Genomic DNA, 25064 nt, shown 5'->3' on the forward strand with positions numbered 1-25064 from the left:
GGTGTCGGCGGCCGGCGCGGGCGCTGGCCCGGGTTCAGGCGCCGGGGCCGCCGGCTCGGGCTGGCCCAGCCGCGCCTGCAGGGCCTGGAGCTGGCTGTCCTGCAGTTCCACCAGGCGCTCGCTGTCGGCCTGCTGTTCGTCGAGTTCGGTGAGCTGGGAGCGCAGTTCGGCCACTTCCGACTGGCGGGCAGCCAGGTCTTCGCGGGCCTGGGTCAGCTCGGCCCGCAGCTCGGCGCCTGTGCCGGCGCCGCTGGCGCCCGACTGCACGCCGCGGGCGGCCTGTTCGCCGCCCGAGGGCGGCACGATCTCGAGGCGGCCGTCGGCAGGCGCGCTGGCGCCGGGCGGCGGCGCCGGGCGCGACGGCGCCTCGGCCACCGATTCGGCTGGCTGCGGCACGGGCTGGCGTCGCGCCTGCCAGGCGCTCGCTTGCTCGCGCACCAGCGCGGCGGCTTCCTCGGCCCCGAGCACCAGCGCCTCTTCGCGCGCCGGGATGCGGAGCACGGCGCCGCGCTTGAGCTGGTTGATGTTGTCGTTGATGAAGGCTTCGGGATTGGCCCGCTGCAGCGCCAGCATCATCTGGTTGATGGTGACCGCGCGATCCTGGCGCGCCGCGTTGGCGATGCTCCACAGGGTCTGGCCTTCGCTGACCGGGCCGTAGCTGTCGGCGGCGGGGGCGGGCGCGGGGGCCGGCGCGGGCGCCGGAGGTGGCGGGGCCACCGGGGCCGGTTCCGGCATGGCAGCGACAGACTCGGGCGCCGGGACAGGCGCCGGCTCGGGCGCCGGCTCGGGCGCTGGTTCAGGCACGGTAGGCTGCGCCGCGACCTCGGGCTCCGGCTCGGGCAGCACGGGCTCCGGGCTTGGCGTCGGCTCGGGCGGCAGCGGTTCTGGTGCCGGCGCGGGCGCCTCGGGCGGAATGTCAGTGACGGTGAGCACCGGCTCGGGATCGGGCACCGGGGTGGTTTCGACCGGTGCGGGCAGCGGCGCCGGCGGCGGCGCGACGTAGGGCGCGGGCGCAGCGGCGACCGGCGCCTCCAGCGGGCGGATGACGGCCGGGGCGATGTAGGGCGGATCGACCAGGGCGCTGTATTCGCGCACCACGCTGCCGCGGCCCCAGTTGGCCTCGATCAGGAAGGTCAGGAAGGGTTCGTTGAAGCGCGAGGCGGTGGTGACGAGGATGACCGGCTGGCCGGAGGCGTTGCGGCCAACGCTCATTTGCAGGTTGGCGGTGAGGCCGACGGGGCGGTCGAGGCCGACGCGGGCGAAGGCCTCGGGCGAAGCCAGCCGCACCTCGAGCTCGTCGAGCTCGCCGGGCGCGGCCGACAGGATGGGAATCTCAGCCACCAGGGGCTCGTTGAGCCCCGACTTGACCTGGATCGGGCCCAGCCCCAGCGCGTGCGCGCCGGAGGCGCCCAGCGCCAGTGCCAGTGCCAGCGGAAGCTGCAGATGCCGTTTTTTCACGCTTGGATCTCCCCGAAGAAGGCTGGCGCGACCACTCCCCTGCAGCGGCCCCGACGGCAGTACCGCCCGAATATACCGGTCAGCCGGCTGCTTTGACCACGAGTTCCGCGACCTGCACCGCGTTCAGGGCGGCGCCCTTGCGGATGTTGTCGGCGACGATCCACAGGTCGAGGCCGCGCGGGTGCGACAAATCCTCGCGGATCCGGCCCACGTAAACCGGATCGCTGCCGGCCGCGTGGGTCACCGGCGTCGGGTAGCCACCGGGCTCGCGCTCGTCCACCACCTCGACGCCCGGGGCGGCTTCCAGCAGGGCGCGGGCGTCGGCGGCCGACAGCTTCACGCGGGTCTCGAGGTGCACCGCTTCGGAGTGGCCGTAGAACACCGGCACGCGCACCGCGGTCGGGTTCACCTGGATGGCGTCGTCGCCCAGGATTTTCCGGGTCTCCCAGACCATCTTCATTTCCTCGCGGGTGTAGCCGTTGTCCATGAACTCGTCGATGTGCGGGATCAGGTTGAAGGCGATCTGCACCGGGAACTTCTTCGGCTCATGGGTCTGGAAGCCGAGCATGGCGGCGGTCTGGCGACCGAGCTCCTCCATCGCGCTGCGGCCGGCGCCCGACACCGACTGGTAGGTGGCGACGTTGATGCGCTCGATGCCGACGGCGCGGTGGATCGGCGCCAGCGCCACCAGCATCTGCATGGTCGAGCAGTTGGGGTTGGCGATGATGCCGCGCGGGCGCCTGGCGATCGCCTCCGGGTTCACCTCGGCCACCACCAGCGGCACGTCGTCGTCCTGGCGGAACGCCGAGCTGTTGTCGATGACGACCGCGCCGGCGGCGGCGAACTTCGGTGCGAATGCCTTCGACACCGAGCCGCCGGCCGAGAACAGCGCGATGTGCACGCCGGCCGGATCGAAGGTGGCGAGGTCCTGCACGACGATCTCGCGCGCGCCGTACTTGATCTTCTCGCCGGCCGAGCGCTCGCTGGCCAGCAGGTGCAGGGTGCCGATCGGGAACTGCCGCTCGGCCAGGATCGAAAGCATCGCCTCGCCCACCGCACCGGTGGCCCCGACGATCGCTACGTTAAAGGTCTTGCTCATGGTTCTTGTGCTTCCAAGGGTTCGCGAATTGAACGCGGATCAAGGCGGAAAAATCGGATAGGAGCGGATAAAACGAATCGGAGGGGCCTCGGCGAGTGCGGGCCGCGAGCCAAAGGGCTCAGCGACCAGACTGCGGCCGAGGCAGCAGTTTTCGAGCGTCGAGCCATTTCCTGGATCCGCTCTTGTCCGATGTTTCCGCATTGATCCGCGTTCGAACCCTACTCACGCACCACCGCCCGGAACCACAGGCAAGACAACGCCCACGTCGCCGCATTGGGCGCGGTGGCGCAGGGCCTGGTCCATCAGGACCAGGGCCAGCATGGCTTCGCAGATCGGCGGGGCGCGCAGGCCGACGCAGGGGTCGTGGCGGCCGGTGGTGATGACCTCGACCGGCTGGCCGGCGGTGTCCACCGTGGCGCCGGGCAGGCGCAGGCTGGAGGTGGGCTTGAAGGCCACCGAGCAGGTGATGTCCTGGCCGCTGCTGATGCCGCCCAGGATGCCGCCCGCGTGGTTGCTGGCGAATCCGGCCGGCGACATCAGGTCGCGGTGCTCGGTGCCCCTCTGCGCCACGGCCGCGAAGCCGGCGCCGATCTCGACGCCCTTCACCGCGTTGATGGACATCATGGCCGCGGCGATCTCGGCGTCGAGCTTGCCGTAGATCGGCTCGCCCCAGCCGGGCGGCACGTTGCGGGCGACAACGTCCACGCGCGCGCCGACCGAATCGCCGGACTTGCGCAGCGCGTCCATGAAGGCCTCGATCTCGGCCACCTGCGAGGCGTCCGGCCAGAAGAACGGGTTGCCCTCGATCGCCGCGACGTCGAAGCCGCGCGGGCGGATGTCGGCAATCTGCGAAACGTGCGCCTGCACGGTGATGCCGTGGCGGTCGCGCAGCCACTTCTTGGCGATCACCGCGGCGGCCACGCGCATCGTCGTTTCGCGGGCCGAACTGCGGCCGCCGCCGCGCGGGTCGCGCCGGCCGTACTTGTGCAGGTAGGTGTAGTCGGCGTGGCCGGGGCGGAACTGCTCGGCGATCTTCGAGTAGTCCTTGCTGCGCGCGTCGGTGTTGCGAACCAGCAGGCCGATCGGGGTGCCGGTGGTGATGCCCTCGTAGACGCCGCTGAGGATCTCGACCTCGTCGGCCTCGTGCCGCTGCGAGGTGTGCCGGGACTTGCCGGTGGCGCGGCGGTCGAGGTCGGCGCGGAAGTCTTCCGGCGCAATCGCGATGCCCGGCGGGCAGCCGTCGATCACGCAGCCGATGGCCGGGCCGTGGCTTTCGCCAAAGGTGGTGACGCGCAGCAGCCGGCCGAAACTGTTGTCGCTCATGCGGCGGTCAGGCCCGGCGGGCGTCGGCCAGGGCCTTGATGCGCGCGTGGTGCGCGACCAGGTCCTCGCGCTCGGCGACGAAGATGCCCATCTGCCCGACCTTGAACTCGACCCAGGCCAGCGGAAGTTCGGGCAGCAGTTCGACCAGCGCGCGTTCGCTTTCGCCGACCTCGCAGATCAGCAGGCCGTTCTCCGAGAGATGGCGCGGCGCATCGCGGAGGATCTCCAGCGCCAGGTCGAGGCCGTCGTCGCCCGCGCGCAGGCCCAGCTCGGGCTCGTGTGCGTACTCCGGCGGCAGCGCGTCGGTCTCGGCGTGGGTGACGTAGGGCGGGTTGGTGACGATCAGGTCGTAGACCTCGCCGTCGAGGTTCCGGAACAGGTCGGACTGGATCAGGCGCACGTTGTCGGCGTGCAGCCGCACCTTGTTCTCCAGCGCCAGCGCCAGTGCGTCGTCGCTGAGGTCGACGCCGTCCACCGCCCAGTGCGGGTTGTAGTGCGCGGTGGCGATGGCGATGCAGCCCGAGCCGGTGCACATGTCGAGCACGCGGTTCACTTCACGGCCGCCCAGCCAGGGCTCGAAGCCAGCCTCGATCAGCTCGGCGATCGGCGAGCGCGGCACCAGGGCGCGCGCATCGGTCTTGAAGCTCAGGCCGGCGAACCAGGCCTCGCCGGTGAGGTAGCAGGCCGGGATGCGCTCGTTGATCCGGCGCTCGAACAGGGCCAGCACCGCCGTGCGCTCCTCCGCCACCAGCCTGGCCTGGCCGTAGGCCGGGCCCAGGTCGGGCGGCAGGTGAAGGGCGTGCAGCACCAGCTGGGTGGCCTCGTCCAGGGCGTTGTCATGGCCGTGCCCGAAGGTCAGGCCGGCCGCGGCGAAGCGGCTGGCGCCGTAGCGGATGAAGTCCACGATGGTGACGAGTTCGATCGACATGTGCCGTAAGCCCTTGCAATGCCGCGAGTATAGCCGCGCGCCCGCTATAATTGCCGCCTTGCCGACCCCTGGGACACGCCGTGTTCAACCGCACCACCCTGCTCATCCTCGTCGCCGCGCTTGCCGCCGGCCTCGGCCTCTGGGCCGCCCAGGTCGCGCTGGCGCCCGCCCCCGCCACGCCCGCCGCCAGCGCGCCCGCCGGCCCCGCGGTGGATCCGGAGCGTCTCAAGGCGGTGCGGCTGTTCTCCAGCCCACGTCCGCTGCCGGCGTTCACGCTCGACCAGTCGGACGGCAGCCCGCTCGAGCCGAGCGAGCTGCAGGGCCGCTGGACCGTGGTCTTCCTCGGCTTCACCCACTGCCCCGACGTCTGCCCGACCACGCTGTCGGAGCTGGCGCAGTCGCAGAAGGCCTGGGCCGAACTGCCCGAGGCGCGGCGGCCGCAGGTGCTTTTCGTGTCGGTGGACCCCGAGCGCGACACGCCGGCCAAGACCGGCGAGTACGCGGCCTACTTCCACCCGGCCACCCTCGCCGCCACCGGCGGCCAGGGCGCGCTGCAGGCCTTCGCCGGCAGCCTGGGCCTGGTCTACATGAAGGTGGAGACCGCCGCCGGTGACTACACCATGGACCACTCCTCGGCCCTGGTCGTGATTGATGCGCAGGGCCGCCAGGCCGGCCTGATCCGCCCGCCCTTCGTGCCGGCCGACATCGCCGCCGACCTGGCCCTGCTGTCGGAGGTGGCGCCGTGAGCCCCAAGGTCCTGCTGCAGTACGTGCTGCCGCACCGGCTGCTTTCCCGCGTTGCCTACGCCGTGGCGCGTACGCGCGCGGGCTGGTTCAAGGACTGGCTGATCCAGCTCGTGGTCCGCAAGTTCAACGTGGACATGGCCGAGGCCGCCGACCCGGTGGCCACGAACTACCCGCACTTCAACGCCTTCTTCACCCGCGAACTCAAGCCCGGCGCGCGCAGCGCCGACGCCGACCCGCGCGCGCTGCTGATGCCCGCCGACGGCAAGATCAGCCAGGCCGGGCGCATCGAGGCCGGCCGCATCTTCCAGGCCAAGGGCCAGGCCTTCACCGCGGCCGAACTGCTGGGCGACGAGGCGATGGCCGCGCCCTACGCCGACGGCTGGTTCGCCAACATCTACCTGTCGCCGCGCGACTACCACCGCGTGCACATGCCTTGGAAAGGCACGCTGGTCGAGACGCTGCACGTGCCGGGCCGGCTGTTCACGGTCGCGCCCTGGGGCGTGCAGGCCATACCGCGGCTGTTCGCGCGCAACGAGCGGCTGGTCTGCCACTTCGACACCGACTTCGGGCCGATGTGCTCGGTGATGGTGGGGGCGCTGCTGGTCTCGGGCGTCGAGTCGGTCTGGAACGGGGAGGAAATCCCGCCCTACGCGCACAAGCCGATCCGCCGGGACTGGCGCGGCAAGGGCATCACGCTCGACCGTTTCGCCGAGATGGCACGCTTCAACTATGGCTCCACGGTGATCCTGCTCTTCCCCCGCGACGCCGTCACGCTCGACGCCTTCGCCACCGAGACCCCCACCCGCGTGGGCCAGCGCGTCGGCCTGATTCGCTGAGGTCATGGCGCCGGCGCGAGCCCGGAAGGTGGCCAGATTGGAAGACCTATCCGCCCGGCGGCGGGTGTGGGGTCTTGGCGATTCTTGTCGGTCCATGCTTCTCCGACCACTCCGTCGCCACCGCACGGGTGCACGATGTTCTTCGAGGAAGGCCGCGGGCTTGGGGCAGCACGCGAGCAACGGGTCGCCTTGGCGCCCATCGGAAAAGAACGGGCCCAGGCTCCACGACTTGCACCCCAACCGCCGCCGGGCGGATAGGTCTTCCAATCTGGCCCCCTTCCACGCTGGCCTCGAACCCTCATCTCGCGTCCGAAGGGACGCGCGCGATAGGCCGTCAACAGCCACTTGCCTTGCGCTGTTTAGCCAAGCGAGGTCAGCGAGAAAAATGCCGTGCCTTGGTCCGGATCGCACACGCGCAAGCATCGGAGCGGGCCGCCACGGGCCTTCCGTTGGGCACCCAAGACGGTCCGCACCGGTGACGCCGCGGAATCGAAGGTCACTTCCTCCGACATAAAGGCTTCACGGAGGAGGAAGTGACCTTCGATTCCGCGGTGGCACCGGCGCCAGATCCCGCGGGCGCCAGATCCCGCAGTGGCAACGCCGCCAGCCTCCGCACGATCCCCAGGGTATGTCGGAAGGGCCTGGGTCTCCGGCGTGCGACTTGCGCGCCGGCGAGGATAGACTGGGCGCATGGGTAGCCAGCATCACATCCGGTTGTTCCAGACCGTCGAGCATGCCTGCGGGTATTGGCCCGAGCGGCTCTCGCGCGACCTGATCATCGACCCGACCGACCCGTACCTGCCGACCCTGTTCGGGCGTGCCCTGGCCATGGGGTTCCGGCGCTCGGGCGGGCACGTGTACCGGCCGCATTGCGTGGGGTGCCGCGCCTGCATTTCCGTGCGCATCCCCGTCCGCCGGTTCGAACCCAACCGCGCCCAGAAGCGCTGCCTCGCCCGCAACGCCGACCTCGAAGTGCGCAGCGTCCCGGCCAAGCGCACGGCCGAGAACTTCGCGCTGTACAAGCGCTACCTCGACACCCGCCATGTCGGCGGCGGCATGGACGATCCGGCGCCCGGCAACTTCGACAGCTTCCTGGCCTGCGGCTGGAGCCCGACCGAGTTCATGGAGATCCGGCGCGAGGGCCAGCTGCTGGCCGTGGCCGTGACCGACGTCGTGGCCGATGCCCTGTCTGCCGTGTACACGTTCTATGCGCCCGAGGAGGCCGCGCGCAGCCTGGGCACCTACGCCATCCTGCGCCAGGTGCAGCGGGCGCGGGACGAGGGGCGCGAGCACCTCTACCTCGGGTTCTGGCTCGATGGCCACCCGAAGATGGCCTACAAGCGCGGCTACCGGCCGCTGGAGTTCCTGGACGGCGCTGAATGGAAGCCGATGCCGGAATGATCCGCCTGCCCGGGCGGCCGCGCTTCGGGCACAATCGCCGCGCATGAGACCCCTGACCTTCCTTGGGCTGCTGTCGCTGGCCCTGCTTGCCGGCTGCCGCGGCCACGCGCCGGCCGCCGCCACCGCGGAGCCTGCCATGACGCTGCGCGTCGCCACCTTCAACACGTCCCTCTACGACGAGGCCCACGGCGGACTGATCGAGCGCCTGGACCAGGGCGACGAGGATGCGCGCCTGATCGCGGCGACGTTGCAGGCCCTGCGCCCGGACGTGGTGCTGCTCAACGAGTTCGACTACGACGCGGCCGGCCGCGCGGCCGACCTGTTCCAGTCGCGCTACCTGGCGGTCGCGCAGGACGGCGGCGAGCCGATCCACTACCCGCACCGCTACCTGGCCGAAGTGAACACCGGCGTGCCGAGTGGCCTCGACCTCGACGGCGATGGCCGGGTCGGCGGCGAGGGCCGCTTCCACGGCAACGACGCCTGGGGCTACGGCCTGCACCCGGGGCAGTACGGGATGCTGGTGCTGTCCATGCATCCGATCGACGCGGCGGCGGCACGCAGCTTCCGGCTGCTGCGCTGGAGCGAGATGCCGGACGCGCGGGCGCCGAAGTTCCCGGACACCGGCAAGGCCTTCTACCCGCCCGAGGTCTGGCGGCAGCTGCGGCTGAGTTCGAAATCCCACTGGGACCTGCCGGTCGACACGCCGCTCGGGCGCATCCACCTGCTGGCGGCGCATCCGACGCCGCCGGTGTTCGATGGGCCAGAGCGCCGGAACGCGGCGCGAAACCACGACGAGATCCGGCTGTGGGCCGAGTACCTGACGCCGGGCGACAAGCCCTGGCTGTGTGACGACGCCGGCCGCTGCGGCGGCCTGCCCGAGGGCGAGCGCTTCGTGATCGTGGGCGACTACAACGCCGACCCGGCCGACGGCGGCAGCCTGCCCGGCACCATCCAGCAGCTGCTGGAGCATCCTCGCGTGCTGCGGTACGCCACGCCGCGCAGCGAAGGCGCGGTGGAATCGGCGCAGAAGGTCGGCGGCGGCAACGTCGGCCAGAAGTCGTCGCCGGCTCACGACACCGCCTCGTTCGGACCGCGCAATGGAAACTACCGGGTGGACTACGTGTTGCCCTCGGTGGGCCTGCCGGTGAAAGCCAGCGGCGTGTTCTGGCCGCGCGAGGGCGAGCGCGGCTTCGCCTGGCTGCGCGCCACCGACCACCGCCTGGTGTGGGTGGACCTGGAAGCGCCTCCCCGCTGACCGGCCGGCGGGTTGCTGCACCGCGCCAACCACGTGTTCAAGCAAGCGTCAGCGGCGAGGGCTAGGATGGAGTCCCGCCCGCCGAACGAGAGGACGCAATGCCATGAAGATCTCCCGCGCGAAGGCACCGAAGAAGAAGGCCGCCACGAAGAAGGCCGCGGTGAAGAAAACCACTGCGAAGAAGGCCACTGCGAAAAAGGCCACCGCAAGTAAGGCCACCGCGAAGAAATCCACCGCGAAGAAGGTTGTCGCGAAGAAGGCCGTCGCGAAGAAGCCCGCCGTGAAGAAGGCGCTAGTCAAGAAGGCGCCCGCCAAGCGAGCCGCTGCGAAGAAAACTGCTGCGAAGAAGACCACTGCGAAGAAGGCGGTGGCGAAGAAGGTCGCAGTCAAGAAGGCCGTGGCGAAGAAAGCCGTGGCCAAGAAAGCCGTGGCGAAGAGAGCGGTAGTGAAGAAGGCCGCGGTGAAGAAGTCCGTGGCGAGGAAGCCCGCGCCCAGGAAGCCCGTCGCCGGGACGGCGGCCGCGACGAAGACGCCCGCCATCGCCCTGGTGCCGCCGCCTTCTGCCATGCCGGCACACCCCGTCACGCCGCCGCACGCGGGCCCGGAGCACGCCATCTCCGCCAAGGCCCGCCTGCGACTGCCCAAGGGCGGCCACGGCGACGCCCCGTCGCAAACCCACGGCATGCCGCTGCTGCATCGCCGCGGCGTACGCGGCCACTGAAGCCCATCGGGCGCGTCCGGCCGCCAGCGGCCGGGCGCCCGTTCAGCGCAGGGTGACGTCCAGCGCCGCGGCCGCGCGACGCGCCTTGGCCCGGGCCGACTCCACGTTCTCGTCGCGCGCCAGCGTCACCGCCACGCGGCGGTGGCCTTCGACCCGCGGCTTGCCGAACAGCCGCAGCGAGGTGTCGGGCTCGGCCAGCGCGGCATCCACGTTCGAGAATTCCGGCACGCCGTGGCCGGTAGCCAGCACCGCGCACGAGGCCGACGGCCCGAGCGTCCGAATAGTGGGGATCGGCAGGCCCAGGATGGCGCGCGCATGCAGCGCGAACTCGCTCAGCTCCTGCGAGATGAGCGTGACCAGGCCGGTGTCGTGCGGACGCGGCGAGACTTCGCTGAACCAGACCCGGTCGCCCTGCACGAACAGCTCGACGCCGAACAGGCCCCAGCCGCCGAGGTTGTCGGTGACGGCCTGCGCGATGCGCTGCGACTCGCGCAGCGCGGCCGCCGACATCGGCTGCGGCATCCAGCTCTCGCGGTAGTCCCCATCCACCTGCAGGTGGCCGATGGGATCGCAGAAGCAGGTGCCGTCGCGATGGCGCACGGTCAGCAGCGTGATCTCGTAGTCGAAGCGGATGAAGCCCTCGACGATGCAGCGGCCCTGGCCGGCGCGGCCGCCCGACTGGGCGTAGTCCCAGGCGGCGTCGATGTCGGCCGCGCTGCGCACGGTGCTCTGGCCCTTGCCGGACGAGGACATCACCGGCTTCACCACGCAAGGCAGACCGATGGCGGCCACGGCGGCATGGTAGTCCTCGCGCGTATCCACGAACCGGTACGGGGACGTCGGCAGCCCCAGCGTCTCGGCCGCCAGCCGGCGGATGCCCTCGCGGTCCATGGTCAGGCGCGCCGCGCGCGCGGTAGGCACCACGTGCAGGCCCTTGTCGGCCTCGAGCTCCACCAGGGTGGGCGTGTGGATGGCCTCGATCTCGGGCACCACCAGGTCGGGCTTCTCGTGCGCGATCAGGTCGCGCAACGCGGCCGGGTCGAGCATGTTCAGCGTGTGGCTGCGGTGCGCGACCTGCATGGCCGGCGCGTCGGCGTAGCGGTCGGCGGCGATCACCTCGACACCCAGGCGCTGCAGCTCGATCGCCACTTCCTTGCCCAGCTCGCCCGAGCCGAGCAGCAGCACGCGCCGGGCGCTTGCCGACAAAGGGGTTCCTAGGGTGACGGCGCGCGGATCGGTCATCGTTGCGGGGCTTTTTGGCGGGGAGGCCGCAATTGTATCCGCGGGAGGGACTTCAGTCCCGAGGCTCTCCGGCCAAGGGCACCGGGACTGAAGTCCCTCCCACAGGGCGTTTCTGGCATGCTTCGCGCTCACCTTCCGGGTCCTGCATGTCCTTCGCGCGCACCTCCGCCACCGCCCTGCTGTTGCTGGTCCCGGCGATTGCGCTGGGCGCTCGCTGGAGCGAGCCCGAGGCGATGGGGCTGGTCACCGAGGCCGCCATCGACGAAATCAGTGGCCTGGCCGCGGCGCGCCGGCATCCCGGGTTCTACTGGGCGCACAACGACAGCGGCAACACCGCGGAGCTGCACCTGGTCGACGAGCGCGGCCGGCTCCAGGCCAGCGTCGCCACGCCCGGTGCACCGAACCTGGACTGGGAGGACATGGCGTCCTTCCAGCTCGACGGCCGCGATTACCTGTTGGTGGCCGACACCGGCGACAACGGCGGCATCCGGCGCGCGCTGAGCCTGCATGTGTTCGAGGAGCCCGAAGACCTGTCCCGGCCCGCCACGCTGGCCTGGACCCAGCGCTTCCGTTGGCCCGATGGCCCCCGCGACTGCGAGGCGGTGGCGGTCGATGCGGTGCGCCGCGAGGTGCTGCTGATCTCCAAGAAGCGCGTGCCGGCCGAGCTGTTCCGCGTGCGCCTGGGCGCCGGCGACGAGGAGCAGGTGGCGGAACTGATCGGCACCCTGCCGGGCATCGAGCAGCCCGACGCCAGCGACCTCAGCCGCAGCCCCATCTACGGCCGCTACCGCGCCCAGATCACCGCGGCGGACCTGAGCCCCAACGGCCGGGTACTGGCGGTGCTCAACTACCGCGCCATCCACTTCGTGGTGCGCGGCCCCGACGGGGACTGGGGCCCCGGCCTGGCCGGCAAGCTGCCCCACCTCACCCTGCCCTGGATGCCCCAGGCCGAGGCCATCGCCTTCTCCGTGGACGGCCGCAGCCTGACCGTCGCCAGTGAGCAGCTGCCCTCCCCCGTCATCCGCTTCCGGATCGAGCCCAAGGCCAAGTGATTGATACGGCGGGGCTTCTGTCCCGTCAGGGAGCCCTGCATCCGGCCTATTGCATTTAGATATTGTTTTGATATCTTTGCCGCAGTCCACGGGAGAGTCCCCATGAAAGAGCAGAACGTCAGTTCCGTCCCCGGCATCCCCTTCCTGCTTGGCCTGCTGGTGGCCATGGCGGGTACGGCGGCGCTGTTCATCCTCGGCCTGCGCGATCAGGACGGCCTGTTCATCGCCGCCGGCGTGGCGCTGGGCGTCGTCGAGTTCTTCCTGTTGTTCGGCTTCTACATGGTCGAGCCGAACCAGGCCGCGGTGCTGAGCCTGTTCGGCAAGTACGTCGGCACCTGCAAGGACCAGGGCCTGCGCTGGAACAACCCGTTCTTCGCGGCCAAGAAGGTCTCGCTGCGCGTGCGCAACTTCGAGTCGGGCAAGCTCAAGGTCAACGACCTCGACGGCAGCCCGATCGAGATCGGCGCCGTGATCGTCTGGCAGGTGGTCGACTCGGCGGAAGCCGTCTACAACGTCGACGACTACGAGAGCTTCGTGCACATCCAGTCCGAGGCCGCGCTGCGCGCCATGGCCACCAGCTATCCCTACGACCAGCACGAAGACGGCACCATCGCCCTGCGCAGCCACGCAGCCGAGATCGCCAAGCACCTCACCGAGGAAATCCAGGAGCGCCTGGCCCAGGCCGGCGTCACCGTCGGCGAGGCACGCATCAGCCACCTGGCCTACGCACCCGAGATCGCCCAGGCCATGCTGCAGCGCCAGCAGGCCGGCGCCATCATCGCCGCCCGCACCCGCATCGTCGAAGGCGCGGTGAGCATGGTGGAAATGGCGCTCGAGCAGCTGGCCGCGCGCAAGGTGGTCGACCTCGACGCCGAGCGCCGCGCCACCATGGTCAGCAACCTGCTGGTGGTGCTGTGCAGCGAGCGCGGCACCCAGCCCGTGGTCAACGCCGGGTCGATCTACTGATGGACGGCATGGGCAACTGGCACTTCGTCGGCGTGGCCCTGCTGCTCACGGCCCTGCCGGGCCTGGGCCTGGGGCTGGTGCTGGTGACCGGGCTCTGGCGTCCGCGGCAGCTCGAGGGCGCCGCCGACCCCGACCGGCTGCGCCGCAGCGTCGGCTTCCGCGTGCTGGCGGTGGCCGGCGCGGTGGCCGCGCTGGGCGTGGTGATGCTTCTGTTGCGGGGATAGACGGTGGCTGAGAAGAAGGCCTACCCGCTGCGCATGAACGTCGAAGTGCTGGACGCCCTCCAGCGCTGGGCCGACGACGAACTGCGCTCGGTCAACGCCCAGATCGAATACCTGCTGCGCGATGCGCTGCGCAAGTCCGGGCGCCTGAAACCGCCCGGCGACGACGAGCCGCCGGCGACGGCCTGACGCCCCGCCCCTCCCCGATAGACGCCTGCCGGAGACCACCCCATGTTCCGACGCCTCGCCCTTCCCCCGCTCGGCAAGCCCCCGATCGTGTTCGCCGTGCTGGTGGGCGGCCTGCTGCCGATCGCGATCGCGGTGGGCGTGATGCTGCAGGTCAGCGCCGAGAAGATCTCGCCGGCCCTGATGCTGGTGGTCCAGGCCGCGGCGGCGGCCGTCTCGCTGACCATCGTGCTGCCGATGTGGCGGCGCGAGGCCGCCTTCGACGGCAAGCATCTGCGGGTGAAGGCGACCTTCTACACGCGCCAGTCCGCGCTGTCGGAGTTCGACCTCGCCGCGGCCCGGGTGGTCGACCTGCGCGAGCACACCGAACTCAAGCCGACGCTGAAAACCAATGGGTTCGCCGTGCCGGGCCTGCAGGCCGGGCACTTCCGCCTGCGCGACAAGCGCAAGGCTTTCTGCCTGCTCACCGATCCGGCCCGCGTGCTGTGCCTGCCGCACGCCGACGGCCGGGTGTGGATGCTCAGCCTCACGCACCCGCAGGCGGTGCTCGACATCCTGCGGCGCGCCGCGGCGTGACGCCCCCGCGCCGGCCCGTTAAGCTGGCCGCATGCACGCCCTCGACTGGCACCTCGTCAACAGCGACCTGATCGAAGCACTGCCCGCGCGGCTGATGCGCGAACGCGTGCGCGCCAACGCCGACGCCCGTGCGCTGGCGCAGGCGCCCTGGTTGCTGCGCCGCAAGCGCGACGGACGCTTCCTGGCGGTGACCGGCAACGGGCGATTCACCGCGCTGGTGCCACGGTTGGCCAGCGAACCCGGCCTGGCCGACATCCTCGCGGCGCTGGCGGCGCCGCACGAGCGCGCAGGCCAGCCCTTCGAACTGCCGCTCGACGGCCTGCTGGCGCACCTGCACGTGCTGGGCCTGGACCAAAGCTACGGCGAGGCGGTCGGGCTGCCGCTGGTGCCCGAACCGGCGCGCCTGGAATTCGCGGGCCACGACCGCTACCGCCGCCCGCTCTGGCTGCTCGACCCGGCCGCGCGCGCATGGCGCAGGATGCGCGCCGCGGCCCTTGCCGACGACATCACGCTCGAAGCCATCTCGGGCTACCGCAGCCACGCCTACCAGCTCGGCATCTTCGAGCGGAAGCTTGCGCGCGGGCTGACGCTGCCGCAGGTCCTGGCGGTCAACGCAGCGCCGGGCTTCAGCGAGCACCACGGCGGCTGCGCCATCGACATCGGCACCCCCGGGCAGCCGCCCGCGGAGGAGTCCTTCGAAGCCACGCCGGCCTTCGCGTGGCTGCACCGCCGGGCGGGCGATTTCGGCTTCCGCATGAGCTACCCGCGCGGCAACCCGCACGGCATCGTCTACGAACCCTGGCACTGGCGCTGGCACGGCGTGCGCGGGGCGCACGCCGAGGTCAGTCCTGGGAGCGTTTGATGGCGGGCTTGGCAGGGGTAGCGGCGTCGACGATGCGCCAGAGGTAGAGGCCGGCGAGCGTCCGGTATGGGCCCCAGCGTTCGCCGCGTTCGGCCAAGACCTTGGGCTTGGGCATCTCGTCGAGCTTGTCGAGCAATTGCGCCCCCTTGCGGACGCCGAGATCGTCGACGGGCAGCACGTCGGGGCGGCCGAGGCTGAACATCAGCATCATTTCGACCGTCCAGCGGCCGATGCCGCGCACCGCGGTGAGCCGTTCGATGATCGCGGCGTCATCCATGCCCGCCATCTCGCGCGACGTCGGTATTTCGCCGCGGGCATCGCGGGCGGCCAGGTCGCGCAGCGCCAGGGTCTTGTTGCCCGAGACGCCGCAGGCGCGCAGCGTGGGGTCGTCGATGCGGCCCAGGGTATCGGCATGCAGCTTGTTCGCGCCGATGGCCACTTCGACCCGGCCGACGATGGTGGCGGCGGCCTTGCCGGAGAGCTGCTGGTAGAGGATGGCGCGGGCGAGCGCGTCGGTGGTGTCGAAGGGCTTGCGCCAGCGCGCGGCGACATCCAGCGGGCCGATGCGGTCGATCCAGCGGCCCAGCTTGCGATCGCGACGGCGCAGGTGCGCGGCGGCGTCATCGAGGTCGAATCCACGCGGGTGGCGGGCCATGGCTAGGCTCGTTGGCGAAAGGCGTCGACGCCCAGCGTAAGCCAGGCCAGCATCATCAGCACCCCGCCGGCCGGTGCCAGCGCCGTCGCCGTGCCGGCGAACACCGCGCCGAGCAGGCTGCCTGAAAAAACCAGCACGCCGCACGCCAGCGCCGCGAGCGCGCCCAGGCGCAGGCGCGTGGCCGTGGGCGTGGCCAGCACCAGCAGCGCGAGGCCGTGGCCGAACAGGAACAGCGCGGCCAACCCGGCTCGCCGGGCGTCGGCCTCCGCGAGGCCGTGGCTGGCGTAGGCGCCCAGGCCCACGGACGCGGCGCAGGCGATGGCGCCGAGCGCGGCGAGGCCGCGGGCCAGCGCGGTCACCGGGTGCCGGCCAGGTAGTCGTTGCGGCTGCGCATCAGCGGCGCGGCCTTGTAGGGCGGCAGCAGGAACTGGCGGCCTTCGAAGCTGGCCTGCCAGCCGTCGACCTTGGCGCGAAGCGCGGCAACGCGCTCGGCGGGCGACTTCGTCACGTCGCCACGCGCGTCGCCAGCACTGGCTTCGCTTGCGGCGTCGCTGGCGGCCGCATCGGCACCTGCCCCGTCGGTGGCACCCTCGTCGCCGGCGCCGGCATCCGCGGAGTCGGCATCATTGGCGGCCTGTTCCGCCGCGGCCGCGTCGGCCTGCTCGAACCACGCCAGCGCCTGCGCTTCGTCGAGCGTGGCCGACAGCCGCGCCCAGGTGCCGCGCTCGTCGCGCCAGGCGGCGATGCGCACGGCCACGCCATCCACGCCGATGAAGTCGACGACCTGGGTCGCCTCGGTGCCGGTGTCGGTGGCCAGGTCGTCGAAGGGCAACTGGTCGGTGAAACCGGCGGTGCCGTTGCCGGCGTCCGGGTCGGTCATCGCGGTGGGCGGGCGGCCGTCCAGGCTGAAGCGGTCGTCCACGCGCGAGAGGCGGAAGGCGCGCGCGCCGGCCGGCGCGACGCGCACTTCCTCGATGCGCGCCATCGGGATGTCGAGCAGCCGGCGGTCGAGCCAGTCGGTCGGCTCGCGCGCCGGGCCGATGTCCTCGTCGAGCAGCCAGGCCTGCGGTTCGTCGCCCAAGCGCACGTAGCTGCCGCCGAGCGAGGGATGGTTGTTGCCGACCACCAGGGTTACCGGGTCGCCGCCGCCGGCGAGGCGCAACTCGGCGCCCTTGGCCTCCGGCGCGGTGATGTCCTCGACGCCGAGGCGCGCGTGCAGCGCGGGGTTGCGGGTCTTGGGCTCGATGCGCCGGGCCTCGGCAAGCCGGAACAGGGCGCGGCTGACTTCGCGCTGGTTCGCCGGCCAGCCGTCGCGGTCCGGCATCACCCACTGGCCGTCGCGCTTCTCGATACGGACCCGCGGCGTCGCGCCGGCGACCCGCACCTCGATGGTGTCTATCGCTTCGATGCGCTGGTCGAAGCCCGGCAGCAGCCGGCCAGCCTCCGGGCGCTCGCCCGTGGCCTGGCGATCAAGCAGCCACCAGGCGGCGCCGGCCAGACCCGCCACCACCACCGCCGCCAGCACCAGCTGCCGCGCGCGCATGGCTCAGGCCCCCGCCGTGCGCCGGCGCGACCAGCGGCGCCAGGCCACGCCCAGCGCCACCAGCATCACCAGCGCCGGCATGCCGAGGATGTTGATCAACTTGAGACGATCGCCGAGCGCCTCGATGTCGGCGTTGAGCCGGTGCTGCACGTCCCGCAGTTCGCGGCGCATGCGCAGCTTCTCGTCCTGGAAGCGCAGGATCTCGGCCTGCTGCTGCGGGGTCAGCGGCTGCGCCTGGCCATCGGCACCGGGCTGCTGCAGCGCGGCCAGCTGCTGCTCGAGCGCGTCAAGCTGCTGCTGCAGACGCTGCTCGCTGCTTCGGTAGCGCGCCTCGGCGCTGCGGCGCAGGGCCGCCACGCGCTCGAACGGCCGGGTGGCCGAGGCGCGCGTGCGAACCGCGATCAGGTCGGCGTTGCCGACCAGGTTGTCCACCGCGTTGTAGACGAAGTCGCCGTTGCTGGCGAAGGCGTTGTAGACCGGCTGGCCCAGGAAGTCGTTCACCTGTACCCACATGCGGTCGGCCAGCACGTCGGTGTCGGCGACCACGACCAGGTTCACCGGCGCCTTGCTTTCGGGCCGGTGCTTGTCGCCGGAGCGGTCCGGGAACGCGCTGCGCAGCGGACCGGTGAAGCGGGCGGCGATCACGTGCGGCTGGCCGCCCGGGCGGAAACCCTCGCGCAGCCGGTCGGGATCGGCGACCGCGTCGCGCACCGCCGCAACATCACCCAGCGCCGAGGCGCTGGAACTCTGGGCCAGCGGCTCCATCGCCAGGGTGGAATCGCGGGTCAGGCCCAGCGCACCCGCGCTGGACACGTTCAGCGTCTGCAGCTCGCCGGTCACCACGTCGTCCTGGTTCAAAGCTTCCCGACCCAGGCCCAGCACCGCCAGGTGCCGCACCGGCAAACCGTTCGGATCCGGCTGCACCTGCAGCGCGTGCTTCTCGTCCAGCACCAGGCGCGTCGGGTCGTACTGGATGCCCCAGGCCTGGAACAGCCGCGGCAGGTCGGAGCTGCGCGGTATCGCCACCGACAGCGGGTCGAGCGGATCGATGGCGGACTCATCGGCCTCGGAATCCGGGTCCACGAACACCAGCAGGCGGCCGCCGCGCATCACGAACTGGTCGATCGCGTACAGCGTCTCCTCGGACAGCTCCTTCGGATGCACCACCATCAGCAGGTCGACGTCTCCGGCGATGTCGGTGGGGCTTCCCTGCAGGCGGCGCAGCTCGAACAGCTCGCTGACCTGGCGGTCCACCACCCAGCCCGGACGACCGCGACCGGTGGGATCCATGGTCGGGCCGGTCGGCAGGCCGCTGATCAGCCCCACCACCGGCTGGGCATCGACGCTGAGGGTGGAAATCAGCTTGGCGACGTCGTATTCGAGGAATGCTTCCTTGTCCGGCTGGATGAAGGGCATCACCGTCTCGCCGTCGGTGCTGTTGACGCCCACCAGGCCGAAGAACAGCTTGTCGCCGCTGGTTCCGAGCGGGATCGACTGCAGGCCGTAGGCGGTGGCCTCGTCCTCGGCCTCGGAGAACGGCTCGGGGTCGATCACTTCCAGCGTGACCTGGCCGCCGCTGCGGGCGGCCACTTCCTCCAGCAGTTCGCGCACGCGGGTGGCGAAAACGCGGAACTGCTGCAGTTCGCGGGTGGCGTGCTCGGAGTAGTACAGCTTCAGCCGCACCGGCTCCTCGATCCGGCCCAGCAGGTTGCGGGTGCCGTCGGAGAGCGTGTACAGCCCCTTGTCGGTGAGATCGAGCCGGGCGCCGCGCAGCGCCACGGAGTTGAGCGCCACCAGGGCGACGAAACCCAGCGCCAGCAGCGCCAGCGCGACCAGGGGAGCGGAACGTCGGGACAGGATCTTCATGGCGGTCAGTCGGCTTTCTTCAGGTCGATCACCAGCACCGTGGCGGTAAGCCAGGCGGCGATGCACAGCAGGAAGAACACCACGTCGCGCAGGTCGAGCACGCCGCGGCTGATCGCCTGGAAATGGGTCAGGAAACTCAGGCCGGCGAAGGCGTCCACCCAGGGCTGCGGCGCCCAGCCGCGGACCAGGTCGAGCGCCATCGGGAACCCGGCCAACAGCAGCAGCAGGCACACCACCACGGTGAGGATGAAGGCCACCACCTGGCTGCGGGTCGCCGCCGACAGCGCGCTGCCGATGGCCAGGAAGGCGCCGGCCATCAGCCAGCTGCCCAGGTAGCCCGCGAAGATCACGCCATGGTCGGGATCACCCAGCCAGGCCACCGTGACCCACATCGGGAAGGTGAGCGCCAGCGCCAGGCCCAGGAAGGCCCAGGCCGCGAGGAACTTGCCCAGCACCGCCTGCCACAGCGTCAGCGGCAGGGTGAGCAGCAGCTCGAGCGTGCCCGACTTGCGCTCCTCGGCCCACAGCCGCATCGCCACCGCAGGCGCCAGCAGCAGGTAAAGCCACGGGTGGAAGCGGAAGAACGGCTGCAGGTCGGCCTGCCCCGCTTCGTAGAAGCCGCCGAGGTAGAAGGTGAACGCCCCGGCCAGCGCCAGGAAGATGACCAGGAACACCGCCGCCAGCGGCGTCGCGAAATAGCTGGCGAACTCGCGCCGGAACACCGACAGCACCGCACTCATGGCTTCGCCCCCTCGGTGGTGATGCGGCGGAAGACCTCGTCGAGCCGGCCGCGTTCGGGCTGCAGGCTGCTGAACACCACGCCGCGCTGGCGCAGGCGTTCGGCCACCGCGTCGGCGGCCACCGGCCGGCCCTGCGGGAACACGTACAGGCGGCCATCGGCGGCATCCTGGTGGAAGCCGCTGACGCCCGGCATGCCGTCTAGCGCGGCGCGGGCGGCGATGCTGTCGCCAGCCAGCAGCGACACTGCGCCCTGGTAGCGCGAGCGCGCCAGCAGCTCGGCCGGCGTGGCGTCCGCCAGCACCTTGCCGCGGGCGACGATCATGGCCCGGCTGCACACCGCCTCGACTTCCTCGAGGATGTGGGTGGACAGCAGCACGGTGCGCTCACGCGCGAGCTCGCGGATCAGGCTTCGCACCTCGTGCTTCTGGTTCGGGTCCAGGCCGTCGGTGGGTTCGTCGAGGATCAGCGCGGGCGGGTCGTGCAGGATCGCGGCGGCCAGGCCGACGCGGCGCTTGAAGCCCTTGGAAAGGGTGTCGATGGGCTGGTGCAGCACGCCTTCGAGCGCGAGCCGCCCGAGCACCGACTGCATCCTCTCGCGCCGGTGCGCGCCGGACAGCCCGCGGACGTCGGCGACGAAGCCCAAGAAACCCGAGGGCGACATCTCGCCGTAGCCCGGCGCGCCCTCGGGCAGGTAGCCCAGCGCACGGCGCGCGGCCATCGGCGCGGCCTGCACGTCGTGGCCGCAGACCTTCGCGGTGCCGGCGGTGGGCGCCAGGAAGCCGGCGATCATCTTCATCGTGGTGGACTTGCCGGCGCCGTTCGGGCCGAGGAAGCCGAGCACTTCGCCGGGCTCGACCTTGAAACTGATGCCGTCCACGGCCAGCAGGCGGCCGTAGCGCTTGTGCAGGGCGTGTGCCTCGATCATCGGGAGCTAGTCTCGCTGGATTCGGTTTCGGTGGGCACCCGGCCGGGCGGCCCCGGAAACGACAGGGCGGGCACTAGGCCCGCCCTGCGGTGTTGCTTAGGCGGCCGCTTCGGCCTCGGCCTCGTCGGCGGCCGGGGCGGGCTCGTCGGCCTCGTCCTCGGGCAGCGGCGCGATCACGCGCGGGGCCGGGGAATCGGCGCCCGGCACCTGCACCGGCCAGTAGACGTTGAACTCCGCGTCCTCGGCCAGCATGTCCTTGATCTCGCCGAGGTACTCCTCGAACGGGCGATCGGTCGGCTCGTGGCCGCGGACCAGGGCCCAGGCACGGACCAGGTCGCGGATGCGGGCCAGGCCCGGCGACGGACCGACGTAGCTGGACTTGGCGACGCGCATGGCCGGCAGCTGGGCGTAAACGACCGGGCCCTCGACGTCGACCTCGAAGGTCTCCAGCGGCGCGTTCGGGTCAACGACCGGGGCGGGCGCGACTTCGGCGACCGCTTCGGCGGCCTCGCGTTCCTCGCCCTCGGCGGCGTCGGCGGGCTCGGCCGGGCCGGTGCCCTTGCGGCGGATCGGCAGCACCACGTCGAAGGCGTAGGTGTCGGAGCCGAACTCATTGGTGACGATCCGCATCGGGCCGGCGGCCTCGAGCTCGTTCTTCTCCATCACCTGGTCGATCCACTTGCGCTGGTTCGTCATCGCCAGGGCGATATCGTCGTTGGCGCGCTTGGCGGCGGTGGTGACCAGCAGGACGTTCTGCGCGGGCAGCTCGGCGATCTCGAAGCCCGGCTCGTGCTGGCTGTAGTCGAAGCGCGGGATCGTGGCCAGCAGGTTGCTCAGCTTGGTCAGGCCGCGCTTGATGTCGGCGCCGATTTCGCTGTTCACGTACAGGGTGCCGGCGTAGCGACCCAGCAGGTCGTAGCCGTAGTCAACCGAGTAGCGCTGGGTGATCTCGATGTTCTGGTTGCGCTGGCCGGTCCGCTCGAAGCGGAAGGTCATGGTCTTGTTCTTGCCGCGGCCCGGGGTATCGAGCGCGTAGACGATCTTCTCGCCCGGCACGATTTCCTTGATTTCCCACTTGCCCGAGCCGATGGAGTGCTGGCTGGAGCTGAACGCAAGCGCGGCGCCGACGCCGGACTCGGGGCCCGAGGTGGTGAGCTGCATGCGCGGGTCGTGGTTGATCAGCGCGTTCCAGTCCTTGAACCGGGTGAAGCTGCTGAGGATGTCGTTCACGGTGGACATCGGGCGATTGGTCTCGACCGAGTGCGACACGGTGCGCGAGGCGGGCAGGAACAGGCCGATCACCACGAACAGGGCGAGGACGATCAGCAGGGAAATAATCCACTCAATAACTCGGGTCATTCGGAAGCTCTCCAGGAACGGCCCTCGACTGGTCCACATGCCCAATCGCAGGAACCGGGGAGGATAACAGGTCAGCCCGCCGCCCGGCAGGGGGCGGCGGGAAATCGCCGGAAACCGCGCAGTGGCGCGGGTCTTGGACCTAGACGAGCTTCAGTTCGAAGGCCTTGAGCACGGCCCGGGTGCGGTCGCGCACGCCCAGCTTGGACAGGATGTTGGAGACGTGGTTCTTCACGGTGCCTTCAGCGACGCCGAGCGAGTTGGCGATCTCCTTGTTGGAGAAGCCGCCGGCCATCAGGCGCAGGATCTCGGTCTCGCGGTCGGTCAGCGGATCAGGCTGCTCCAGGCTCACGAATTCGTTCTGCAGGCCCTCCAGGCCCGACAGCAGGCGCTGGGTGACGGCCGGCTGCACCAGCGAGCCGCCCTCGGCGACGGTCTGGATGGCGTTCACCAGCTGGTCCAGCGACACATCCTTGAGCAGGTAGCCGCGGGCGCCGGCGCGGATGCCGGCCAGCACCAGCTGGTCGTCGTCGAAGGTGGTCAGGATGATGGTCGGCGGCAGCTGGCCCTTGGCCGTCAGCGCCTGCAGGGCCTCCAGGCCCGACATCACCGGCATGCGCATGTCCATCAGGACCACGTCGGGCTTGATTTGCGGGATCAGCTCGACCGCCTGGCGGCCGTCGCCGGCCTCGGCGACCACCTCGATGCCATCGGCGAGCTCGAGCAGGGATTTGACGCCCTGGCGCACCAGGGTCTGGTCGTCGACCAGGCAGACACGGATCATGCGGCGTTCTCCAGGGGCAATCGGATGTCGAGCGCGAAACCCTGCCCGCGCCCGGTGATGATATCGACCCGGCCGCCGTGGGCGGCCAGGCGTTCGCGCATGCCGCGCAGGCCGTTGCCCGGCACGGCGTCGCCCTCGACCCCGCGGCCGTCGTCGCGGGCCTGGATGCGGGCCTCGCCGGCGTCGCGGGCGATGGTCAGCCACAGGGTGGACGCGCCGGCGTGGCGCACGGCATTGGTGATGATCTCCTGCGTGCAGCGCAGCAGCACGTGCGCGCGCTCGGGATCCTCGATGGTCAGCGGATCGGGCAGGTCCAGGCGGATGTCCAGCGCCGGCACGCCCTCGACCAGGGTGCGGATGGCGCCGCTGAGGTCGATGGCGCCCTCGTCGCGCATCTCGCTGACCGCCTCGCGGACGTCGGTGAGCAGCAGCTTGGCCAGGGTGTGGCTCTGGCGCACATGCTCCTGGGCGCGGCCCTCGGTGAGGTGGCCGGCGACTTCCAGGTTCAGGCTCAGCGCGGTGAGGTGGTGGCCCAACAGGTCGTGCAGCTCGCGCGAGATGCGCACGCGCTCGCTCATTCGCGAACTCTCGGCCAGCAGGGCGCGGGTGGCCCGCAGCTCGGAGTTGAGGCGACGCTGCTCCTCGCGCGCCTCGGCCTGCTGCCTGGCGATCAGTCCGATCACCATCGCGAAGCTCGAATAGCCGACGTAGGTCATCGCCTGCAGCACGGCGATGCCGACCGTGAAACCCTCGAAACGGAAGAACACCGGCACCAGCGCCACGTGCTGCACCGTCAGCCAGACCACGCCGACCCGCACCGGCACCATCCAGGGAATGACGCCGGCGATGATCATCATCAGGATGGCGCCCATGCCGGTGCCGGTCTCGGCGCTGACGAGGATCGCCGAACAGGTGAGCGCGGCCAGCAGGACAAGGTCGGGCAGGCGCTGCTGCCGGAGGCCGAGCCTGCGGGTGATCAGCCAGTAGATGAGGCCGAAGGCCAGGTAGGCGGCCACCGCCACCGCGGCGCGCGGTGCCCGGCCCAGCGACAGGTCGCCGTCCACCGGACCCAGGTACCAGGTGAACACGAACAGGGGAATGCCCAGCACCGCCCAGGTGAACAGGCCGGCGTACCGCAGCAGCTGGGTGTGGGAGAGGCGGTTGAGCATGCGGGCATCATAGGCCGGGCATGGTCCCGGCGTGCCACCCCGGAAGTCATGCCCGCGACGTTTTCCCGGCCCCGCCCCGGGGGACGGCGCCCGTGCGATAATCCCGCCCCGATCGCCCGACGGGTTTCCCTGCCCGCGGCCCTCACGCCATCGGAGTCCGAAAGACAATGCCGATCACCATCCGCGACGTGCGCGAGCACGAGCTGGATTCCGTACTTGCCCTGAACAACGCGGCCGGGCCGTCCATCCTGCCGATGGACGCCGCCAAGGCGCGTTTCTTCTGGGAGCACGCCGAATACTTCCGGGTCGCCGAGCAGGACGGCCTGATCACCGGTTTCCTGGTCGCCCTGTCCCAGGACGCACCGCACGACAGCCCCAACTTCCGCTGGTTCAAGGAGCGCCACCCGCGCTTCCTCTACGTGGACCGCATCGTCATCGCCCGGCCCCGCCGCGGCGGCGGCCGCGGGCGGGCGTTCTACGCCGACGTGCAGAGCTTCGCCGAGCCGCGCTGGCCGCAGCTGTGCTGCGAGGTCTTCCTGCAGTCGGGCAACGACCCGGCCCTGCTCTTCCACGGCAGCTTCGGCTTCCGCGAGGTCGGCCAGCAGGTCATGCCCGGCACCGACATCCGCGTCTCGATGCTGGTCAAGGAGATGTGCAGCTATCCCTTCGTCGCCGAGACCTACGGCGCCCGCCTGCCCGACCAGCCCTGGCTGGCCGCCCGCGCCCTGCCCGGCCGCCGCGGCGCGCTGGCCACGGGGACCTGAGCATGGCCGCCAACCCCCTCGACTACGAACAGGCCGGCGAACTCAAGTTCGGCCAGGTCGGCATCGCCAACCTGCGCGTGCGCACGCTCGACCCGGAGCGCCTGGGCGCCGAGATGGCCGAGCGCGTGCAGCGCGCGCCCAAACTGTTCGCCCGCGCCGCCGTGGTGCTCGATTTCGGCGGCCTGAGCCGCTGCCCGGACGCCGGCCAGGCCCGCGCGGTGATCGATGCCCTGCGCGCCGCCGGCGTGCTGCCGGTGGCCCTGGCCTACGGCACCCGCGAAATGGATGACCTGTCCCAGGCCGTCGGCCTGCCGCTGCTGGCGAAGTTCCGCGCGTCCTACGAGCGCGACGGCGAGGCCGAGCCGGCCGCGCCCGCGCCGCGCAAGGCC

At 71.1% G+C, this 25064-nt stretch carries 26 protein-coding genes and 1 pseudogene; 13 read left to right on the forward strand and 14 right to left on the reverse strand.

Annotated elements, in window-relative coordinates; translation table 11 throughout:
• The 4 genes from Q0C12_RS10045 to prmB form a co-directional block, all read right to left on the reverse strand.
• Nucleotides 1–1458, reverse strand: a 1458-nt coding sequence (locus tag Q0C12_RS10045) for a FimV/HubP family polar landmark protein (protein ID WP_290889764.1), incomplete at its 3' end; no start/stop codon positions are given.
• Nucleotides 1459–1537: 79 nt separating this feature from the next.
• Nucleotides 1538–2557, reverse strand: a complete 1020-nt coding sequence (locus Q0C12_RS10050; RefSeq protein WP_290889766.1) for an aspartate-semialdehyde dehydrogenase — start codon at nucleotides 2555–2557, stop codon at nucleotides 1538–1540.
• A 222-nt stretch (nucleotides 2558–2779) separates the two neighbouring features.
• A complete protein-coding gene (aroC, locus tag Q0C12_RS10055; RefSeq protein WP_290889768.1) occupies nucleotides 2780–3880 on the reverse strand; it encodes a chorismate synthase in 1101 nt (366 codons plus the stop codon).
• A gap of 7 nt (nucleotides 3881–3887) precedes the next feature.
• Nucleotides 3888–4808, reverse strand: a complete 921-nt coding sequence (gene prmB / locus Q0C12_RS10060) for a 50S ribosomal protein L3 N(5)-glutamine methyltransferase (RefSeq protein ID WP_290889770.1) — start codon at nucleotides 4806–4808, stop codon at nucleotides 3888–3890.
• An 80-nt stretch (nucleotides 4809–4888) separates the two neighbouring features.
• On the opposite strand from prmB, the gene Q0C12_RS10065 reads away from it, so the two are divergent.
• From Q0C12_RS10065 to Q0C12_RS10085, 5 genes are all read left to right on the forward strand, one after another.
• Nucleotides 4889–5554, forward strand: a complete 666-nt coding sequence (locus tag Q0C12_RS10065; protein ID WP_290889772.1) for an SCO family protein — start codon at nucleotides 4889–4891, stop codon at nucleotides 5552–5554.
• On the forward strand, nucleotides 5551–6390 hold the full coding sequence (asd, locus tag Q0C12_RS10070; protein WP_290889773.1) for an archaetidylserine decarboxylase: 840 nt from the start codon (nucleotides 5551–5553) through the stop codon (nucleotides 6388–6390). Before Q0C12_RS10065 ends, asd begins: the two co-directional genes overlap by 4 nt.
• A gap of 690 nt (nucleotides 6391–7080) precedes the next feature.
• Complete coding sequence (locus Q0C12_RS10075) at nucleotides 7081–7791, forward strand: arginyltransferase (RefSeq protein WP_290889775.1); 711 nt, start codon at nucleotides 7081–7083, stop codon at nucleotides 7789–7791.
• 43 nt (nucleotides 7792–7834) lie between these two features.
• Nucleotides 7835–9046 carry an endonuclease/exonuclease/phosphatase family protein gene (locus Q0C12_RS10080; protein WP_290889777.1) on the forward strand — a complete coding sequence of 404 codons (1212 nt, stop codon included), beginning with the start codon at nucleotides 7835–7837 and terminating at the stop codon, nucleotides 9044–9046.
• 103 nt (nucleotides 9047–9149) lie between these two features.
• On the forward strand, nucleotides 9150–9767 hold the full coding sequence (locus Q0C12_RS10085) for a histone H1-like repetitive region-containing protein (protein WP_290889780.1): 618 nt from the start codon (nucleotides 9150–9152) through the stop codon (nucleotides 9765–9767).
• Nucleotides 9768–9809: 42 nt separating this feature from the next.
• Here the strand turns inward: Q0C12_RS10085 and purT are convergent, their stop codons facing one another.
• Nucleotides 9810–11009, reverse strand: coding sequence for a formate-dependent phosphoribosylglycinamide formyltransferase (gene purT, locus Q0C12_RS10090; RefSeq protein WP_290889783.1), 1200 nt, complete (start codon nucleotides 11007–11009; stop codon nucleotides 9810–9812).
• Between the two features lie 146 nt (nucleotides 11010–11155).
• Between purT and Q0C12_RS10095 the strand changes: the two genes are divergently transcribed.
• From Q0C12_RS10095 to Q0C12_RS10120, 6 genes are all read left to right on the forward strand, one after another.
• Complete coding sequence (locus Q0C12_RS10095; protein WP_290889786.1) at nucleotides 11156–12061, forward strand: hypothetical protein; 906 nt, start codon at nucleotides 11156–11158, stop codon at nucleotides 12059–12061.
• 102 nt (nucleotides 12062–12163) lie between these two features.
• Nucleotides 12164–13027, forward strand: a complete 864-nt coding sequence (locus Q0C12_RS10100) for an SPFH domain-containing protein (protein WP_290889789.1) — start codon at nucleotides 12164–12166, stop codon at nucleotides 13025–13027.
• An 8-nt stretch (nucleotides 13028–13035) separates the two neighbouring features.
• Complete coding sequence (locus Q0C12_RS10105) at nucleotides 13036–13251, forward strand: hypothetical protein (protein WP_290889791.1); 216 nt, start codon at nucleotides 13036–13038, stop codon at nucleotides 13249–13251.
• A 3-nt stretch (nucleotides 13252–13254) separates the two neighbouring features.
• Nucleotides 13255–13437, forward strand: a complete 183-nt coding sequence (locus tag Q0C12_RS10110) for an Arc family DNA-binding protein (RefSeq protein WP_290889794.1) — start codon at nucleotides 13255–13257, stop codon at nucleotides 13435–13437.
• A gap of 42 nt (nucleotides 13438–13479) precedes the next feature.
• Nucleotides 13480–14010: a hypothetical protein gene (locus Q0C12_RS10115; RefSeq protein ID WP_290889798.1), complete on the forward strand. Its 531-nt coding sequence runs from the start codon at nucleotides 13480–13482 to the stop codon at nucleotides 14008–14010.
• A 31-nt stretch (nucleotides 14011–14041) separates the two neighbouring features.
• The gene (locus tag Q0C12_RS10120; RefSeq protein WP_290889801.1) at nucleotides 14042–14872 is read left to right on the forward strand and encodes a M15 family metallopeptidase; all 831 of its coding nucleotides are present in this window, start codon (nucleotides 14042–14044) and stop codon (nucleotides 14870–14872) included.
• On the opposite strand, the gene Q0C12_RS10125 is transcribed toward Q0C12_RS10120, so the two are convergent.
• The 9 genes from Q0C12_RS10125 to Q0C12_RS10165 form a co-directional block, all read right to left on the reverse strand.
• Nucleotides 14853–15527, reverse strand: coding sequence for a DNA-3-methyladenine glycosylase 2 family protein (locus tag Q0C12_RS10125; RefSeq protein WP_290889804.1), 675 nt, complete (start codon nucleotides 15525–15527; stop codon nucleotides 14853–14855). The genes Q0C12_RS10120 and Q0C12_RS10125 overlap by 20 nt on opposite strands.
• 2 nt (nucleotides 15528–15529) lie before the next feature.
• Entirely contained in the window at nucleotides 15530–15886 is a 357-nt protein-coding gene (locus Q0C12_RS10130) for a DUF423 domain-containing protein (protein WP_290889807.1), read from the reverse strand.
• A complete protein-coding gene (locus tag Q0C12_RS10135; RefSeq protein WP_290889810.1) occupies nucleotides 15883–17070 on the reverse strand; it encodes a DUF4340 domain-containing protein in 1188 nt (395 codons plus the stop codon). The genes Q0C12_RS10130 and Q0C12_RS10135 overlap by 4 nt, the downstream gene beginning before the upstream one ends.
• Before the next feature lie 3 nt (nucleotides 17071–17073).
• Complete coding sequence (locus Q0C12_RS10140; RefSeq protein WP_290889813.1) at nucleotides 17074–18936, reverse strand: Gldg family protein; 1863 nt, start codon at nucleotides 18934–18936, stop codon at nucleotides 17074–17076.
• Between the two features lie 5 nt (nucleotides 18937–18941).
• The gene (locus tag Q0C12_RS10145; RefSeq protein ID WP_290889815.1) at nucleotides 18942–19676 is read right to left on the reverse strand and encodes an ABC transporter permease subunit; all 735 of its coding nucleotides are present in this window, start codon (nucleotides 19674–19676) and stop codon (nucleotides 18942–18944) included.
• Nucleotides 19673–20602: an ABC transporter ATP-binding protein gene (locus Q0C12_RS10150; RefSeq protein ID WP_290889818.1), complete on the reverse strand. Its 930-nt coding sequence runs from the start codon at nucleotides 20600–20602 to the stop codon at nucleotides 19673–19675. Before Q0C12_RS10150 ends, Q0C12_RS10145 begins: the two co-directional genes overlap by 4 nt.
• Before the next feature lie 96 nt (nucleotides 20603–20698).
• Nucleotides 20699–21961 carry an SRPBCC family protein gene (locus Q0C12_RS10155; RefSeq protein WP_290889820.1) on the reverse strand — a complete coding sequence of 421 codons (1263 nt, stop codon included), beginning with the start codon at nucleotides 21959–21961 and terminating at the stop codon, nucleotides 20699–20701.
• A gap of 139 nt (nucleotides 21962–22100) precedes the next feature.
• Nucleotides 22101–22742, reverse strand: coding sequence for a response regulator transcription factor (locus tag Q0C12_RS10160; protein ID WP_290889823.1), 642 nt, complete (start codon nucleotides 22740–22742; stop codon nucleotides 22101–22103).
• Nucleotides 22739–23911, reverse strand: a complete 1173-nt coding sequence (locus Q0C12_RS10165; RefSeq protein WP_290889825.1) for a sensor histidine kinase — start codon at nucleotides 23909–23911, stop codon at nucleotides 22739–22741. The genes Q0C12_RS10160 and Q0C12_RS10165 overlap by 4 nt, the downstream gene beginning before the upstream one ends.
• Before the next feature lie 167 nt (nucleotides 23912–24078).
• Between Q0C12_RS10165 and Q0C12_RS10170 the strand changes: the two genes are divergently transcribed.
• Nucleotides 24079–24675 carry a GNAT family N-acetyltransferase gene (locus Q0C12_RS10170; RefSeq protein WP_290889828.1) on the forward strand — a complete coding sequence of 199 codons (597 nt, stop codon included), beginning with the start codon at nucleotides 24079–24081 and terminating at the stop codon, nucleotides 24673–24675.
• Between the two features lie 2 nt (nucleotides 24676–24677).
• A pseudogene (minC, locus tag Q0C12_RS10175) lies at nucleotides 24678–25064 on the forward strand (septum site-determining protein MinC); the annotation flags it as partial.

It is taken from the genome of Arenimonas sp., from assembly GCF_022842045.1.
Lineage (GTDB): Bacteria > Pseudomonadota > Gammaproteobacteria > Xanthomonadales > Xanthomonadaceae > Arenimonas.